The organism is Paenibacillus ginsengarvi, from assembly GCF_003626695.1.
In the GTDB taxonomy this organism is placed as follows: Bacteria; Bacillota; Bacilli; order Paenibacillales; family NBRC-103111; genus Paenibacillus_AB; species Paenibacillus_AB ginsengarvi.
In genome coordinates, this window is record NZ_RBAH01000023.1 from 108408 (window position 1) to 123194 (window position 14787).

Annotated in this window: 13 protein-coding genes and 1 tRNA gene; 2 read left to right on the forward strand and 12 right to left on the reverse strand. The window is 54.4% G+C overall.

Features of this window, described 5'->3' with window-relative positions; genetic code table 11:
• Positions 1 to 411 precede the first annotated feature (411 nt).
• From D7M11_RS26345 to D7M11_RS26375, 7 genes are all read right to left on the reverse strand, one after another.
• Entirely contained in the window at positions 412 to 1116 is a 705-nt protein-coding gene (locus tag D7M11_RS26345; RefSeq protein ID WP_120750251.1) for a M50 family metallopeptidase, read from the reverse strand.
• A gap of 23 nt (positions 1117 to 1139) precedes the next feature.
• Entirely contained in the window at positions 1140 to 2432 is a 1293-nt protein-coding gene (eno, locus tag D7M11_RS26350) for a phosphopyruvate hydratase (RefSeq protein ID WP_120750252.1), read from the reverse strand.
• Between the two features lie 108 nt (positions 2433 to 2540).
• Positions 2541 to 4085 (reverse strand): 2,3-bisphosphoglycerate-independent phosphoglycerate mutase, encoded by a 1545-nt coding sequence (gene gpmI / locus D7M11_RS26355; protein ID WP_120750253.1) that lies wholly within the window; start codon positions 4083 to 4085, stop codon positions 2541 to 2543.
• Complete coding sequence (tpiA, locus tag D7M11_RS26360) at positions 4086 to 4838, reverse strand: triose-phosphate isomerase (protein WP_120750286.1); 753 nt, start codon at positions 4836 to 4838, stop codon at positions 4086 to 4088.
• Positions 4839 to 4874: 36 nt separating this feature from the next.
• Positions 4875 to 6056 carry a phosphoglycerate kinase gene (locus D7M11_RS26365; RefSeq protein WP_120750254.1) on the reverse strand — a complete coding sequence of 394 codons (1182 nt, stop codon included), beginning with the start codon at positions 6054 to 6056 and terminating at the stop codon, positions 4875 to 4877.
• Between the two features lie 147 nt (positions 6057 to 6203).
• On the reverse strand, positions 6204 to 7211 hold the full coding sequence (gap, locus tag D7M11_RS26370) for a type I glyceraldehyde-3-phosphate dehydrogenase (RefSeq protein WP_120750255.1): 1008 nt from the start codon (positions 7209 to 7211) through the stop codon (positions 6204 to 6206).
• A gap of 84 nt (positions 7212 to 7295) precedes the next feature.
• The gene (locus tag D7M11_RS26375) at positions 7296 to 8318 is read right to left on the reverse strand and encodes a sugar-binding transcriptional regulator (RefSeq protein ID WP_120750256.1); all 1023 of its coding nucleotides are present in this window, start codon (positions 8316 to 8318) and stop codon (positions 7296 to 7298) included.
• A gap of 295 nt (positions 8319 to 8613) precedes the next feature.
• Between D7M11_RS26375 and D7M11_RS26380 the strand changes: the two genes are divergently transcribed.
• Positions 8614 to 8685: transfer RNA gene (locus D7M11_RS26380), tRNA-Arg, on the forward strand.
• Positions 8686 to 8940: 255 nt separating this feature from the next.
• Complete coding sequence (gene clpP / locus D7M11_RS26385) at positions 8941 to 9522, forward strand: ATP-dependent Clp endopeptidase proteolytic subunit ClpP (protein ID WP_120750257.1); 582 nt, start codon at positions 8941 to 8943, stop codon at positions 9520 to 9522.
• Positions 9523 to 9591: 69 nt separating this feature from the next.
• Here the strand turns inward: clpP and D7M11_RS26390 are convergent, their stop codons facing one another.
• The 5 genes from D7M11_RS26390 to rapZ form a co-directional block, all read right to left on the reverse strand.
• Entirely contained in the window at positions 9592 to 11364 is a 1773-nt protein-coding gene (locus tag D7M11_RS26390; protein WP_120750258.1) for a stalk domain-containing protein, read from the reverse strand.
• A 201-nt stretch (positions 11365 to 11565) separates the two neighbouring features.
• A complete protein-coding gene (locus D7M11_RS26395; protein WP_110842828.1) occupies positions 11566 to 11835 on the reverse strand; it encodes an HPr family phosphocarrier protein in 270 nt (89 codons plus the stop codon).
• Between the two features lie 113 nt (positions 11836 to 11948).
• Positions 11949 to 12878: a DNA-binding protein WhiA gene (gene whiA, locus D7M11_RS26400; protein WP_120750287.1), complete on the reverse strand. Its 930-nt coding sequence runs from the start codon at positions 12876 to 12878 to the stop codon at positions 11949 to 11951.
• Positions 12879 to 12883: 5 nt separating this feature from the next.
• Positions 12884 to 13873, reverse strand: coding sequence for a gluconeogenesis factor YvcK family protein (locus D7M11_RS26405; RefSeq protein WP_120750259.1), 990 nt, complete (start codon positions 13871 to 13873; stop codon positions 12884 to 12886).
• Positions 13870 to 14772 (reverse strand): RNase adapter RapZ, encoded by a 903-nt coding sequence (gene rapZ, locus D7M11_RS26410; protein ID WP_120750260.1) that lies wholly within the window; start codon positions 14770 to 14772, stop codon positions 13870 to 13872. The genes D7M11_RS26405 and rapZ overlap by 4 nt, the downstream gene beginning before the upstream one ends.
• Between the last annotated feature and the right edge of the window lie 15 nt (positions 14773 to 14787).

Sequence of the window (14787 nt, forward strand, 5' to 3'; positions counted from 1 at the left end):
CTATTCATATTCCCTATGTATCTACGTGTACGATCGTTGATCCACATATCCAGTAGGAATCATGCAAAGCAAAATTTATTGTACCATATAGGACGTCCAATTACAAGGTTGCGTCCAATTGGCAGCAGGGAAATCGCATAAGGAGCAGTGTAAGCATGGACACGGCCACTGCGGGAACATTCGATCTTCCACTCGCTCTTACAATCGGATTCCTTGATGGAAATTTTAGAAGTTGGAATCCGATTATAAAGGCGACCGCTTTGCTGCTCCAGATGCGAATGTTCCACTCCGCTCCTCCAATCTCCTGCATTCGGCATAATAATTAGGAGTACCAATCTTTAGTTCCGTTAGCAGTAAATACCGTAAACTACAAAAAAAGCCGCCCCTAGAAGGGCGACTTCGCTCCCATATTCAAGCCTGGCTTTCCCAGCGGGACGAGCCCGCGTTTCTCGATCTCCTGTTGCCGATGAACGCATAGATCGCTTTACGCGCGCAGAACAGCGCGACGAGCAAAAATACGATCGACCACACGATAGCCGGTATGCCCGTCGAACGGCTCAAACCGGTTGCATCGCCCGCTTGCCCCGGTGTCATAACCGACATCATAAGCAGATTGATCGGGCCCCATACCGATTCCTCGAGACAGATAAAAGCGACGAGCAAATAATAAAATTTGCGAATCGAAGGATACGGTAGAAACATCGCGATCCCGTTCACGATAATAAAGCCGATCAGCCACAAAACGCCGAACGAGTTGTTGACGAAAAAAGCGAGGGATACAACCGCCAGCAGCGACATGGCGACGAAGCCGACGCGCAGCTTGCCTTTGGCATACATGACGAACAGAAAAGCCGCGAACAGCGAAGCAGTGATGTAGCCGGACAAGCCGAGCGGAATCGTCTTCCAGCCGCTTTCGATGTAGGAGTACGTTACGCCGCTGTGGTTTGAGTACAGCTGAATATACAGCACTTTGCCGGACAGCAGCATCGTCACGACGGCATGACCAAGCTCGTGCACCATCGTGTCGACATTGCGGAAAAAAGAAGAGAAGGGAAGCCAGTTCGTCAAAATGGCACACCCGACTACAAATAAAATCGTAACGATCCATCGACTCACCGGAATCCGCTCCTCTTCCGTGATTATCTGAAGTTTTTCAAGTTGTAGAACGATTGACGGCCTAAATATTTAGCAGTCGAGCCGAGCTGGTCTTCGATGCGAAGCAATTGGTTGTACTTCGCAACGCGGTCCGTACGCGACGGAGCGCCCGTCTTGATTTGACCGGCATTCGTAGCAACGGCGATATCGGCGATCGTGCTGTCTTCGCTTTCGCCCGAACGGTGCGAAATAACGGCCGTGTAGCCTGCGCGCTGAGCCATTTCGATTGCGTCGAACGTTTCCGTCAAGGAACCGATTTGGTTCACCTTTACAAGGATCGAATTACCGATGTTTTGCTCAATACCTTGGGACAAACGAGTCGTGTTCGTCACGAACAAGTCGTCGCCGACGAGCTGAACTTTGCCGCCGAGCTTCTCGGTGAGCAGCTTCCAGCCGGCCCAGTCGTCTTCCGCACAGCCGTCTTCGATCGTGATGATCGGATATTTGTCCACCCAGGAAGCGAGGAAGTTTACGAACTCTTCCGACGTGTACGACTTGCCTTCGCCTTCCAGGTGATACTTGCCGTCTTTGTAAAACTCGGTCGAAGCGACGTCCATACCGAGGAACACGTCTACGCCCGGCTTGTAGCCTGCGCGCTCGATCGCGGAGATGATCGTTTGGATCGCCTCTTCGTTGGAGCTAAGGTTCGGCGCGAAGCCGCCTTCGTCGCCTACTGCGGTGTTAAGGCCTTTGTCTTTCAATACGGCTTTGAGGTTATGGAAAATTTCCGTACCCCAGCGGAGTGCTTCTTTGAACGAAGACGCGCCAACCGGAAGCACCATGAATTCTTGCACGTCGACGTTGTTGTCCGCATGAGCGCCGCCGTTGATGATGTTCATCATCGGAACCGGAAGCTGCTTGGCGTTAAAGCCGCCGAGGTATACGTACAAAGGCACGTTCAGAGCGTCGGCCGCTGCGCGCGCTACTGCCATCGAAACGGCGAGAATCGCGTTGGCTCCGAGCTTCGCTTTGTTCGGCGTACCGTCCAGAGCGATCATTTTATTGTCGATGGCGACTTGATCCAAAGCATCAAGGCCGATAATTTCCGGTGCGATAATCGAATTGACGTTCTCAACCGCTTTGATAACGCCTTTGCCAAGGTAGCGGCCTTTGTCGCCATCGCGAAGCTCTACAGCTTCGTAAGCGCCGGTCGAAGCGCCGGATGGAACGATTGCATGGCCTTTAGCGCCGGACTCGAGGAATACTTCAACCTCTACGGTTGGATTGCCGCGGGAATCGAGCACTTCGCGTGCATAAACGTCGGAAATGATAGTCATCGTTCGTGAACACTCCTTCATCGTTATAGATAAAATATGTGCTGTGCAAGCGGGGCAGAAGCAGTTGAAACCGTCCCGGTTGCGGAAATTCCGCGACCGGGAACCGGTTCACTTCCGGGAAGCGAGCAGCGTCGTCCCTGTCATCTCGCCCGGCTTCGCCAGCTGCAGCAAATCAAGAATCGTAGGCGCGATATCCGCCAAAATGCCATCGTTTCTTAGTGTAACAGATTTGTCCGTCACAATGAAAGGCACCGGATTCGTCGTATGGGCGGTAAATGGACGACCGTTCTCGTCGAACACCATATCGGCGTTGCCGTGATCGGCCGTAATGAGGACGACTCCGCCCTTGGCGAGTACCGCCTCCACCACTTTGCCCATGCATTCGTCCGTCGCTTCGACCGCCTTGATCGTAGGCTCCAGCATGCCGGAGTGGCCCACCATGTCGGGATTGGCGAAATTAAGGATGATAGCGTCGTGCTTCTCCGCCTCGATTTCCTTCACGGCCGCCTCTGCCACTTCGTAGGCGCTCATTTCCGGCTTCAAATCGTAGGTCGCGACTTTCGGCGAAGCGATCAGGACGCGCGTTTCGCCCGGCAGCTCGACATCGCGGCCGCCGCTGAAAAAGAATGTCACATGCGGATACTTTTCCGTTTCGGCGATGCGAAGCTGCTTCATGTTGTTCTGCACAAGCACCTCGCCGAGCGTATTATCGAGATTCTTCGGTTTATACGCAACGAAGCCGCCTACGGTTTCACTAAACAGCGTCAAACAAACAAAATGCAAGCCGTGCGGGCATTTCGGCCCCCGGTCGAAGCCGCGGAAGTCTTCATTCGTGAATACTTGCGAGAGCTGAATCGCCCGGTCCGGACGGAAGTTGAAGAAAACAACCGAATCGTCCGACTCGACGAGTCCAACCGGCTTGTCCGCTTCGTCCACGATAACCGTAGGCATGACGAATTCGTCGTATACCGACTTCTCGTACGATTCCGTAACCGCCTGGATCGGGTCCGTATACGACGGCCCATCCCCGTACACCATCGCGCGGTAAGACTTCTCCGTACGTTCCCAGCGCTTGTCGCGGTCCATGGCGTAGTACCGGCCCTGCACCGTTGCGATCCGGCCTACGCCGATTTCGCGGATATGCGCCTGCAGCCGCTCGATGTACCCTTTGGCGCTGTCCGGCGCGACGTCGCGGCCGTCCAGGAACGCATGAATGAACACTTCGCTGAGGCCTTCCTTTTTCGCCAGATCAAGCAGAGCCAGCAGGTGATCGATATGGCTGTGCACGCCGCCGTCGGAAAGAAGCCCGTACAGATGCAGCTTCTTCCCGTTTTCCTTGGCGTGACGAACGGCGCCGAGCAGCGTCTCGTTATCGTAAAAGTCTCCGTCGCGAATCGACTTCGTAATGCGCGTCAAGTCCTGATATACGACGCGCCCCGCTCCGATGTTCAGATGACCGACCTCGGAGTTGCCCATCTGTCCTTCCGGAAGCCCGACCGCTTCGCCGCAAGCGACTAGCGTCGTGTTCGGGTACGTTGCCATGTAGCGGTCATAGTTCGGCTTGTTCGCCTGGGCGACGGCATTGCCCGCCGTCTCCCCGCGAAGGCCGAAGCCGTCCATAATGATAAGCGCAACCGGTTTAGGTCTGGACATTCAGCGCGCCCCCTCGACCAACGAGATGTAGGACGCCGGCTCCAGGCTGGCACCGCCCACAAGCGCGCCGTCGATGTCCGGGTGCTGCATGAACTCGCGGATGTTGTTCGGCTTGACGCTGCCGCCGTATTGAATGCGGACTTTGCCCGCCACATCCGAATTAAACTGAGCGGCGATGCGCTCGCGAATATAACCGATCACTTCGCCCGCATCTTCAGCCGTAGACGTTTTTCCCGTACCGATCGCCCAGATCGGCTCGTAGGCAACAACGACCTGCGCCGCTTGCGCTTCGGTCAAGCCTTGCAAAGCTGCTTCCGTTTGTACGCGGCATACGTCCTTCGTCTTGCCCGCTTCACGCTCTTCGAGCGATTCACCAACGCAGACGATCGGCAGCAAGCCGTGCTTGAACGCGGCAAGAACCTTTTTATTTACGATCTCATCCGTCTCGGCGAAATAAGCGCGGCGCTCGGAGTGGCCGATAATCACATAATCGACGCCAATCTCCTTCAGCATAAGGCCGCTGATTTCTCCGGTGAACGCGCCGCTGTCTTCAAAATGGACGTTTTGCGCGCCGATTTTGAGCGAGGTGCCTTGAACCGCTTCGGTCAAAGCGGGCAAATTCGTGTACGGCGCGCAAATGACGCTCTCAACGCCGGCGACTTCCGCTTTGCCTTTTACGTCCTCGATGAATGCGACCGCTTCTTTTACCGTTTTGAACATTTTCCAGTTGCCTGCGATAATGGGAGTTCTCATCGTGTACGGATCCGCTCCTTTCAGCTTGTACATTCCTTATTTATCGTTCAAAGCAACTACGCCCGGAAGCGCCTTGCCTTCCATAAACTCGAGCGAAGCCCCGCCGCCCGTGGAAATATGATCCATTTTATCGGCCAGATGGAACTTCTCGGCCGCCGCCGCGGAATCCCCGCCGCCAATGACCGTATAACCGCTTGTGGAGGCGCACGCTTCGGCGACCGCCTTCGTTCCGTTCAAGTAAGGGTTCAGTTCGAACACGCCCATCGGTCCGTTCCAGACGACCAGCTTCGACTTCGCGATGACGTCCGCATACAGCGCGCGCGTTTTCGGCCCGATATCGAAGCCTTCCCAGTCGGCCGGAATTTCCGAGATCGGCACAACCTTCGTATTCGCATCGTTGCTGAAGTCGTCGCCGACGACGATGTCGACCGGCAGCATCAGGTTGCAGCCTTTTTCTTTTGCTTTCTTCAGAAACTGGAGCGTCAGATCAAGCTTCTCGTTGTCTACGAGCGATTTGCCGATTTCGTAGCCTTGCGCCTTCAGGAACGTGTACGACAAGCCGCCCCCGATCAGCAGGTTATCGGCGATATTCAGCAGATGGTCGATGACGCCGATTTTGTCCTTCACCTTGGAGCCGCCTACGATCGCCGTAAACGGACGCTCCGGATTGTTCAGCGCTTTGCCGAGCACTTCCAGCTCCTTCTCCATAAGAAGGCCCGATACGGCCGGCAAATGGTGCGCGATGCCTTCCGTGGAAGCATGGGCGCGATGAGCGGCGCCGAAAGCGTCGTTCACGTAAACGTCCGCGAGCGAGGCGAACTGCCCTGCCAGCTCCGGATCGTTCTTCTCTTCGCCCGCATAGAAGCGAACGTTTTCAAGCAGCAACACGTCGCCGGCCTTCAGAGCGTCAGCCTGCGCTTTGACTGCATCGCCGATCGCTTCGTCCGCCTTCGTTACCGGCTTGCCGAGCAGCTCCGACAGACGGGCCGCAACCGGAGTCAGTCTCATTTCTTCGACGACTTGTCCCTTCGGACGGCCGAGATGGCTTGCCAAAATAACCTTTGCGCCTTTCTCGATCAAATAACGGATCGTCGGCAGCGTTTCGCGAATGCGCGTATCGTCCGTAATGGCGCCGTTTTCGAGCGGTACGTTGAAGTCGACGCGAACGAACACTTTTTTGCCGGATACATCGATGTCCCGGACGCTTTTTTTGTTCATGCTTAGTTCCTCCTTAAAACGGGTGCTAGGATTGGCATTCCGATCGGGATTCCAGAGCCTTACAGAGCGTCCTTCGGGCGTTATTGCAGCCTGAAAAACGCAGGGAAAGAGGAGAATCGCTTCTCCCCTTCCCGTCCTGCTATTCGATTACAGACCTTTGCTGGCGATGAAAGCGGCGAGGTCTACAACGCGGTTGGAGTAGCCCCACTCGTTGTCGTACCACGAAACGACTTTCACGAGGTTGTCGCCTACGACCATCGTCGACAGCGCGTCAATCGTGGAGGAAGCCGGGTCGCCGTTGAAATCGCTCGATACGAGCGGCTCTTCGGTGTAGTTCAGGATGCCTTTGAGCGCGCCGCTTTCCGCTGCTTCTTTCAAAGCTGCGTTCACTTCGTCAACCGTTACGTTCACTTTCAATTCGGCAACGAGGTCGGTTACAGATACGTTCGGAGTCGGCACGCGGAACGACATGCCGTTCAATTTGCCCTTCAGCTCAGGCAATACGAGCGATACGGCTTTCGCAGCACCAGTCGTCGAAGGAATGATGTTCTCGGCAGCTGCGCGCGCACGACGCAAGTCTTTGTGCGGCAGGTCGAGCACTTGCTGGTCGTTCGTGTACGAGTGGATCGTGCTCATCATGCCTTTGACGATACCGAACTTTTCGTGCAGCACTTTCGCAAAAGGAGCGAGACAGTTCGTCGTACAGGAAGCGTTGGAGATGATCGTATGTTTGGAAGCATCGTATTGGTCGTCGTTAACGCCCATAACGATCGTGATGTCTTCGTTCGTAGCCGGTGCGGAAATGATAACTTTTTTCGCGCCGCCTTTCAGATGCGCTTCCGCTTTTTCCTTAGCCGTGAAAATACCGGTCGATTCAACGACGATTTCAACGCCTACGGATGCCCAAGGCAGGTTGCCCGGATCGCGCTCTGCGAATACTTTGATTTGTTTGCCGTTAACATACAGCGCGCCTTCGCCCGCTTCAACGGTTGCGTTCAAACGGCCATGCGTCGTATCGTATTTGAGCAGGTGCGCCAGCGTGCTAACGTCCGTCAAATCGTTGATCGCTACGATTTCTACTTCAGGGTTGTTAAGAGCTGCACGGAATACGTTGCGTCCAATACGTCCAAATCCGTTAATACCTACTTTTACCATAGTAATTCCTCCTTGAGCTTATGAAATCGTTTATGTCAAGACAAGCCCGGGAGCCCGTCAAGATAACTGTTTCCTGATCGCGCCTTACACGTAACGCATCAGTTCGGTAGCGGCCGCTTCGTCGGTGACGAGCACGTCCTCATGGCCGAACTTCATCACGGCGGCAATCGCTTCGGCTTTGCTTTTTCCTCCGGCTACGGCGATCACAACCTCCGTCTTCTGGATGTCCTCGAGCCTAAGTCCAACTGTAGGCATCTTATGCACAACCTGGCCTGCGCGGTCAAAATAGTACCCGAACGCTTCCGCCAGCGCGCCCTGCTCCAACAGCTCTTCGATCGTCTGCTTGTCGACCTTCCGCCGCTTCGCCATAACCATCGCGTCGCCGATGCCGTGCACGACGATTCTAGCGCTCCGAATCACTTCTACCACTTCCAGTATGTTCGGATCTTGCATGAGAGATACATAGGCTTCCTCGCCCAGATGATCGGGCACGTGCAGCAGCCGGTATTCGCCGCCCGTTTTTTTGGCCATGATCGAGGCGATCGAGTTCGCTTGCAGCTCTACGCTTTCGCCCAAGCCACCGCGCGCCGGCACGAACATATTGCCCTTCATATGAGCCGTCGGCGTCATATAGTTGGCCACTTCCGCCAGCGTGGACCCGCCCGCAAGAGCGATGACGTCGTCCTTGGAAGCGAATCTGCGCAGCTCCGAGGCTCCGACGCGGCCAAGCTCCTTCTTCGTCAGCTCCGACTGATCGCTGTCTCCCGGTACGATGACGACCCGCTTCAGCGAGAACCTGTCGCGCAGCGTGTCCTCCAAATACGAGAGTCCGAGCATTTCCTTCACGATCGGCTCCATGTCCTCCAGCAGCTTGCGTCCGGATTCGCTGAGCTTCATTCCCGACGATTCGGTCACGAGCAGCCCTTGCTCCTTCAGAAAGTCGACCTCGGCTCGCAGCACCCGTTCGGTCAGCTCCAGATGAGCGGCGAGCGCACGCCGGCCAACCGTCCCCGTTGAGGAAATATGGTGCAGAATCGTATACCGCTTCTTCAGCACGTCGGTCAAATCCGGCAAAAGCCGCTTTTGAATATCTAATATTTGCCTCATCGACTACGGACACACTCCCGCAACCAGTTACTGCGGATGGTTATCGGGACATTTCAAGTCCCGCATATACATTTTATGTCCCGCAAGCTCATTTTTATTATATGCATCTTTTTCTGAAAATGCAAGGCGACTGGAGCGGCTTTTTGGCGCTTATACAAAATTTAACACCATTAACGGCAATCGAGCCGTTTTGCCGGAAGCAAAAACTCATTTCAACAAAAAGCTTGCAATTCCCCCTATGCTTGTATATAATAAATTTTGCGTCTGAAATTAGATGCAGCTAAGCTTCACACATGCGCTCGTGGTCCAATGGATATGACGTAGGCCTCCGGAGCCTGAGATCAAGGTTCGATTCCTTGCGAGCGCGCTTAAATATGAACGAACCAAACGTCCCTTTCGGACGTTTTTTGTATTTTATAGACGATTCGGGGACATACAGGATAATGGAAGCAAGAAACGAACCAAATTGCTCCGGAATTTGATTTGACCTTTCTTGACCTTTGATTCGATTTGCGCTATGATAGGGATAGTTTCCCACCCTAAACTATACGCTAGGCCGATATTTCCGCCGCCCGAATATGGCGCGGAATATACGCATGAGCCAAAAGGAGGCTAATGTCCCATGAGTTTTATTCCAATGGTAGTCGAACAGGACGCACGCGGCGAACGCGGGTACGATATTTATTCCCGTCTTCTGAAGGATCGGATCATCTTCCTAGGAACGCCGGTTAACGATGCGGTTGCCAATGCCATCATCGCGCAAATGCTGTTCCTGGCCGCGCAAGACCCGGACAAAGACATCAGCCTGTACATCAACAGCCCCGGCGGTTCGATTACGGCCGGTATGGCCATATACGATACGATGCAGTTCATTAAGCCGGACGTCTCCACAATCTGCGTCGGCATGGCCGCTTCGATGGGAGCCTTCCTGCTCGCTGCCGGTGCGAAAGGCAAACGTTACGCGCTGCCGAACAGTGAAGTGATGATTCACCAGCCGCTCGGAGGAGCCGAAGGACAGGCAAGCGATATCGAGATTCGCGCCAAACGGATCATCAAGCTTCGTGAGAAGCTGAACGGCATTTTGGCCGAGCGCAGCGGACAGCCGCTGGAGCGCGTCGACAAAGACACCGACCGCGATTACTTCATGAGTGCGGAAGAAGCGGTGGCATACGGCTTGGTCGACAAAGTCGTATCCAAAATTTAATCGCCTAAACAACAAAACCGACCCGAGGCCATTTGACCTTGGATCGGTTTTTGGTTTGCCCTCTCCCGATTAATCGAGCGGGTAGAAAATCAGGTTCATCGGGAATGCCGAGCCGGCAGGCGGCGTAAATTCGATATCGAGCGAAGGCTCCGTGCCGGTCGTGCGCGCCAAAATCTGCACCGATTCGAATGCCGTAATGACGCCGGACGGCGGCGCCAGCACGAATTCGCCGTTAATTTTGAACGGACCCTTGAACGGGCCGCCGCGGGCTTGCAGCAATATCGCCATTTTGCGCGGCTTGTCCGAATGGATTTTGTATACGACGCCGTAGTTGCCGTCGTCCGTCACTTCCATTTTCGTAGTCGGATCGTAGCCTGTCTGCCAAGTATCGTATTCGTTATCGCCGAAAATGAGGCGCGTTGTCCGCTCAAACGAGCTTGCATCGATATCCCAGCGCTTTTCCGTAATCGGGAACGTCCCGCGAATATGCTGGTCTCTCGGAAGCTGCTTATACAGCAGCGGATATGTGGAGATCGGCGTTTCGATGCTCGCATCCATCGCCATGAAGGCGAACTCGACCGGGCCGTCCGTCTCGACGTCGTAAATGACGTTTACGCCTTGTCCGGGCAAAAAGTCCGGCATCTGCACATACAAGCGCGACTGGCCCGGCGGAACGATCAGATCGTCGTCGCGCTTGTCGCCGAGAAGAAACTCGACGGAAGCCTCGTGACCGATCAGATTCGCGTAGATCGACGGGTACACCTCGCCTTTATTCGTCGTTTTGACGGTAACCGGCTTCGAGCCTTTATTCGTTGCCATAATAACGAACTGTACCTTTTCCTTCATGCCGTTAATATGGTCCGCGTACAGCCGCGCTTTCCCGTTAACCGTATCGGTGTACAATATGCCTTTTTCCTCGAACGTTTCCGGACTGTCGCTGACGAGCAGCTTGCGCGAGCGATCCTCGGTCACTTTCTTGTCGAAAGCCGGCAAGTCGTTGAAATATGCATACACTTCCGTCCAGTTCGTTTTGATCAGCGATTGCAGCGGGTACGTATGCAGCTTGAAATCCATCGGAGAATCGTACATGACGTCTTTCGTCACTTCGATGTAACGGGAATACACATCGCTGACGAGTCCTCCGCCGTCCTTCACCTTCAGCTTGACCAAATATTTGCCGGGGTAAAAGAACGCCTCCTCCTTGCCCTCCCATTCGTAGACAAGGCCTTCGGCGTCGGGATCGTAGCTGAGGTCGATATACTGGACCGGCTCGCCGATTTTGTAGACCGGCTTCCCAAACGTAAAGCGGGCCACCGGACGCGAGTTTCCTTTCTCGTCGACGCGTGACGGCGGTTTTTTCACGTATGTAATTTCGAGCCTTTTCTGCTCGGCGTTAAACGTATACTTGGCTCCCAAAAAATCGAACAGCCAGCTTTCCTTCACCATCAGCTTGTCGTTAAACATGCGGGCGACGGAGTCGAACACCAGATAAACGCCGTTAATGTACACGGCCTTGTTCTCCGCATCGACCTCGATTTTGGCTCGTGGAGTACCGATTTCGGTCCGCTTTGTCTTTGCATTAAACTTCACATCGATGCCCATCTGGTCGCCGAGAAACTTAATCGGCACGTACCGGGTATTTCCGTCCTTGAGCACCCCCGGCGTTTCCAATTCCATCTTTTTGCCGTCGATGTACGCGACCGGCTCATCCAGCTTCAGCCATATTTCCATCGTGCTTGTCGAAACGGATGTGCCTGCACCCGAAGCGGAAGTGACGGAACCGACGATGAGCGCGAAAAATAGCGCGAAAACGGCCCATTTCTTGGGTCCTCTACTGCTCACTGCTCTCTCCACTCTTTCTATATGTATCGTTGGGCTTGCCTAACATTAGACGCAAATTTCGGCAAAAGGTTGCATCATATAGACCTGCGTTTACGGCGCAGTTGTATTCCGGAAACAGAGCTTTCGGAAAACGCAAAAAGCTTCCTCGTGAAAGGAAGCTTTCGGTATGGACGAGCGTTTATCGCAGGCGATAAGCCGCTCTTATTGATTCTCCAATTCCTCTTTGCCTACCAAGGCGACTAAAGCGGTTACAGCCTGCTCTGCGTCCGAACCTTCTGCACTAATGTGAACTTCGGTGCCGGAGCTAATCGCAAGGCTCATAATGCCCATAATGCTTTTGGCATTCACTTTTTTATCGTCCTTCTCGACGAAAATCTCCGAGGAAAATTTGTTCGCTTCCTGCACGAACAATGCCGCGGGTCTTGCATGCAAGCCCGTTCTGAGTCTAACGACTGCTGGCCGTCTGGTCATCAAACGATACCCCCTACATCATATGGTCAACGTTCTGATCAAATCGATTATTTACATATTATATCATTTCTCGCCCGTCAATTAAAGAAGACGAGGCGTCAAATTCCGAACATTCAAGAATTCCTCATTTTTTCGGCCAGATCGTCAAGCTTTCTCAGCCGATGGTTGACGCCAGACTTGCTGACGCCGCCTTTCAGCAGCTCCCCCACTTCCTTCAGGTTCATGTCGGGGTGCAAAAGCCGGATTTCGGCGACCTCCCGCAGCTTCTCCGGCAGTTGATCGAGTCCTACTTCCTTTTGCAAATAACGAATGTTATCGATTTGCCGGACTGCGGCGCCGATCGTCTTGTTCAGGTTGGCCGTTTCGCAATTAACGATCCGATTGACGGAATTGCGCATATCTTTCATGATACGCACATCCTCAAAGCGGAGCAGCGCCTGATGCGCCCCGATGAGGTTCAAAAACTGGATGATCTTCTCGCCTTCCTTCATGTACAGCACATAACCTTTTTTGCGTTCGATACAGCGCGCATTCAGCTGAAAGCGGTTGGCTAACCCGCACAACGCGTGACAATGCTCCTCATACATCGAGGCAATCTCCAGGTGGTAGGACGACCCTTCCGGGTTGTTGACCGACCCTCCTGCCATGAAGGCACCCCGCAAATAAGCCCGCCTGCAGCAATTGCTTTTTACGATCCGCTTATCGATCCCAGGCGTAAACTGAAACCCTTCGGAGACGATATGCAGGCTTTGCAGCACTTCCTGCACCTTGTTCGGAACCCGCACGATGTAGACGTTGTTTTTCTTCAGTCTCATCTTTTTGCGAACGAGCAGCTCCGTATGCAGATCGTAGTTTTTTTTGATCAGCATGTAAATGCGCCGGGCGATGGCCGCGTTTTCGGTAGAAATGTCGAGGACGATGCGCTGATTCGTCAGCTGTACGGCTCCGTTCATTCGAATGAGCGCGGCCAGCTCCGCTTGTTCGCAGCATTCTTCGCCTTCTACCATCGTCAGCTCTTTTTTCGTTTGCGCCGCAAAAGACATGCCCGTCACCTCAACTTTCGCCCCATCCAGCTGTCCACAAGCTCGTAAATACGCTCGCTCAGCCTTTCCGCATCGTGGCGCAAGTAAGTACGGTATAACACGAGCCGATCCGCGATAACTTTGTAACCTAGCCGGTTTACTTCGTCCATGTCCAAGTGTACCGCTTTCGCGCCCTTTTCCGCATATTTACTTAACACCTGCGGCGGGATTTCTCCGTTATTCACTATGATGTAATCAAACATGTGGTGGCCGATATGATCGTGTATCGCCCGCAGATGATCGCTGACGGAAAAATCATCGGTTTCGCCTGGCTGCGTCATCACATTGCAGACGAACAGCTTCACCGCTTCCGACCGGGCGATCGTTTCGGCCAGCTTCGGCACGAGCAGGTTCGGCATAATGCTCGTATACAAGCTTCCCGGGCCGATCAGGATCGCGTCGGCGTCGCGAACCGCTTCCACCGCCTCCTCCAGCGGGCTGACGTCGGACGGATCGATGAATACCCGCTTGATTTTGCCTCCCGCTTTCGGAATATTCGATTCGCCGACAATGACTCTGCCGTCCTCCATCTCCGCCTTCAGCACGATTTGCTGGTCGCTTGCGGGCAGCACCCTGCCCCTTACGGCGAGTACGCGGCTCAGCGCCTTGACCCCGTCCACGAAATCGCCCGTAATGTCCTTCATCGCGGCGAGAATCAAGTTGCCGAGACTGTGGCCGGCAAGCCCCGTACCGCTGGAGAAGCGGTGCTGAAGCATCTGCGACAGAAGAGGCTCCACGTCGGCAAGCGCGATCAGCACATTGCGAATATCGCCGGGAGGCGGGATCTGCAGCTCGCTCCGCAGCACGCCGGAGCTCCCCCCGTCGTCCGCGACCGTTACGATCGCCGTAATGTCGAGCGGCTTCTCCTTGAGCCCCCGCAGCATGACGGATAGCCCCGTTCCCCCGCCGATTACGACGATACGGGGCTGGTGATGCTCCTGCTGGTCCACGCTCATCGGCTCACCTCGGGACGGCGATCGCGATCGGCGTCCCGGTGGCTGACGCGCACAGTTTCCGTTTCGCTGTTACCGAGCATTTTGCCCAAATATTCCGCAATGGCGACCGACCGATGCTTGCCGCCCGTACAGCCGATGCCGACGACGACCTGGCTTTTGCCTTCCTTGGCGTACTTCGGGATGAGGAATTGCAGCATATCGATCAGCTTGGTCAAAAACTCCTGCGTCTCGTTCCACTTCATCACATAATCGTATACGTCCGGATCTTGCCCCGTATTCGGTCTGAGGTGCTCCACATAATGCGGATTCGGCAAAAAACGAACGTCGAAGATAAGATCGGCATCGATCGGCACTCCGTATTTGAAGCCGAACGAGATCACATTAACGGAAATGCTGCCTTTGCCGATGCTCGTAAACCGGGAAACGATACGTTCCTTCAGCTCAGCCGGCTTCAGACTGCTCGTATCGATAACCTGCGACGCCATCCCCTTCAGCTCTTCCAGCAGCTTGCGCTCAAGCTGAATTCCCTCGAGCGGCAGCCCCTCCGGAGCGAGCGGATGCCGGCGGCGGCTCTCCTTGTAGCGCTGCACGAGCGTTTGGTCGGTGGCGTCCAGAAACAAAATTTCGTACGTTATCGTATAGTTTTCCTTTATTGTACGGAGCGATTCAGATAAGGACGTAAAAAATTCGCGCCCGCGCAAATCGATCACTAGCGCCACCTTGCCGATACGCCCTTTCGACTGATCGATCAGCTCCGCAAACTTCGGAATGAGAACGGGCGGCAAATTGTCGACGCAGAAAAAGCCAAGGTCCTCGAGGCTTTGGACCGCGATCGTTTTTCCCGCTCCCGACATGCCTGTAATAATAACCAGCTTCGCTACATTCGGGCTGTCCTCCATGCGCGTTCCCTCCCA

Excerpts from the sequence above, each read along its gene's own strand:
- eno (WP_120750252.1), bottom strand. The coding sequence starts at position 2,432 with ATGACTATCATTTCCGACGTTTATGCACGCGAAGTGCTCGATTCCCGC.
- gpmI (WP_120750253.1), bottom strand. The coding sequence starts at position 4,085 with ATGTCCAGACCTAAACCGGTTGCGCTTATCATTATGGACGGCTTCGGC.
- tpiA (WP_120750286.1), bottom strand. The coding sequence starts at position 4,838 with ATGAGAACTCCCATTATCGCAGGCAACTGGAAAATGTTCAAAACGGTA.
- D7M11_RS26365 (WP_120750254.1), bottom strand. The coding sequence starts at position 6,056 with ATGAACAAAAAAAGCGTCCGGGACATCGATGTATCCGGCAAAAAAGTG.
- gap (WP_120750255.1), bottom strand. The coding sequence starts at position 7,211 with ATGGTAAAAGTAGGTATTAACGGATTTGGACGTATTGGACGCAACGTA.
- D7M11_RS26375 (WP_120750256.1), bottom strand. The coding sequence starts at position 8,318 with ATGAGGCAAATATTAGATATTCAAAAGCGGCTTTTGCCGGATTTGACC.
- clpP (WP_120750257.1), top strand. The coding sequence starts at position 8,941 with ATGAGTTTTATTCCAATGGTAGTCGAACAGGACGCACGCGGCGAACGC.
- D7M11_RS26395 (WP_110842828.1), bottom strand. The coding sequence starts at position 11,835 with ATGACCAGACGGCCAGCAGTCGTTAGACTCAGAACGGGCTTGCATGCA.
- whiA (WP_120750287.1), bottom strand. The coding sequence starts at position 12,878 with ATGTCTTTTGCGGCGCAAACGAAAAAAGAGCTGACGATGGTAGAAGGC.
- D7M11_RS26405 (WP_120750259.1), bottom strand. The coding sequence starts at position 13,873 with ATGAGCGTGGACCAGCAGGAGCATCACCAGCCCCGTATCGTCGTAATC.
- rapZ (WP_120750260.1), bottom strand. The coding sequence starts at position 14,772 with ATGGAGGACAGCCCGAATGTAGCGAAGCTGGTTATTATTACAGGCATG.